This window comes from Paenibacillus sp. UNC451MF (genome assembly GCF_000686845.1).
GTDB lineage: Bacteria > Bacillota > Bacilli > Paenibacillales > NBRC-103111 > Paenibacillus_S.
On record NZ_JMLS01000074.1, the window covers coordinates 1 to 1,309 of the forward strand.

Below are 1,309 nucleotides of genomic sequence, written 5' to 3' on the forward strand. Positions count from 1 at the left end.
TCCGGGCTGTCACTATGTGCCCGCCATAAGAATTGGAGTGACCGCATTCCAATGGGGTCGAGCTTACAAAGCTGGTCTCCCTTCCTTCGATGCTGAGAGCTCCGTCTTCCAACGTGATGATCGCATACAAAGGCTCCTCATAAGGCGCGCACATCTGCAACACTGGATATTGTTCAGATACTTCCTCTGAATACACCGTATGCTTGTAAGGCTTGCCCATCCAAAAATAAGACATGCTGTTCATATGTATGAAATAGATGTCGTCAATCACCTTTACCCCATCTAGGTGGTTATGTCCATTCATACATGCGATAACTTTGCGGAAACCGGCAGCAGCGTTCGCTTCTTTCACAATAGCCCTGAACGCTTCACTATTATGAACACCGTAATTCACATCGGTATAGATAGATTCCAAATTTTGATGGCTGAAAATGACAGTTGTTTTATCGGTTGCTGCCAAATCGCTTCGGAGCCACTCCAGCTGCTCGGGAGTCAAATAATTGTTAGCCTGCGGGTTCTTGTGGTAGTTCCCAAATTCGTAATCCACATATTGACCTTCCAAAAACATATTATTGCCGTCCAGCACGATAAAATGAAATTGACCGGAATCAAAAGAGTAATAGTTGCGCTCCATCCCGATGTAATCCATGATGGTTCTTTTGTTACACTTGTCCATGTCATGATTACCCAGCACGTGGTATTTAGGCCCGTTGAATTGCTCCCAAGTGGCTACGAAGGACTGATTCTCAGGTATTGGATAACAAAAATCGCCCAACTGAATAATAAAATCCACCTGTTCCCGGTTCATATGCTCGATGAAGGTCTTCAAACGATCCTCAGCCCGATACATAAAATCCTGATGAATATCAGCAATGATTCCGAACTTGACTTTCTTTGTCCCCATAATGATCAATCATCGACCTCCCCCTGCTTATAATGCACTTTTACAACTTAAGAAACCGATATTCGATTGAATATATAGCCTATAAAATGTAAACCTTTACATTTCGTATTATAATCGAATCTGTTTTAATCAACAATATCGTTAGCATCTTTTTATAATTACTTAATGTCCTTATTGTTGCCGATAAGGGAATATATTACAATATTTCTTGAATCAACCAATAGGAGGTGCACTTATGTTAAAGAAGCTACTTGTTCTCTCATTATGTGCTGTAATTCTTACCCTTCCAAACGCTGCTCTAGCAAAAAACAACACCACGGTCACTCACCAATCTTTTGGGTCAGGCTGCAACATTTGGAAATTCTTTGTGACAGCATCGGATTCTGATGGATACGTTGAAACCTT

General features: G+C 41.4%; 1 protein-coding gene. It reads right to left on the reverse strand.

Translation table 11 applies throughout. From position 1 onward, the window contains the following. Nucleotides 1-904: metallophosphoesterase family protein (locus tag BP97_RS38065; RefSeq protein ID WP_231506515.1), on the reverse strand; the 904-nt coding region annotated here is incomplete at its 3' end. Between the last annotated feature and the right edge of the window lie 405 nt (nt 905-1,309).